Annotated in this window: 1 protein-coding gene; it reads left to right on the top strand. The window is 58.6% G+C overall.

Going from position 1 to position 278, the window contains the following annotated elements; all coding sequences use genetic code 11:
• On the top strand, positions 1-278 hold a 278-nt coding region (locus GUI70_RS23090; protein ID WP_161884560.1), incomplete at both ends, for an iron-containing alcohol dehydrogenase.

Raw genomic sequence — 278 nt, 5'->3', positions numbered from 1 at the left:
GCAAAGGCGCGATTGAAAAGCTGCGTGAACAGATCCCGGCGGAAGCCCGCGTACTGATCACCTACGGCGGCGGCAGCGTCAAAAAAACAGGCGTCCTGGATCAGGTCCTCACCGCTCTGAATGGCCTAGATGTCCTTGAATTTGGCGGCATCGAGCCGAACCCGTCTTACGAAACCCTGATGAATGCGGTGAAACTCGCCCGGGAAGAGAAAGTGACCTTCCTGCTGGCGGTCGGCGGCGGTTCGGTGCTGGATGGCACCAAGTTTATCGCTGCAGCA

The organism is Deinococcus alpinitundrae, assembly GCF_009982895.1.
Classification (GTDB): domain Bacteria; phylum Deinococcota; class Deinococci; order Deinococcales; family Deinococcaceae; genus Deinococcus; species Deinococcus alpinitundrae.
Note: the sequence above shows the minus strand (reverse complement) of the source record. Positions and strands in the feature narration are given on the sequence as shown.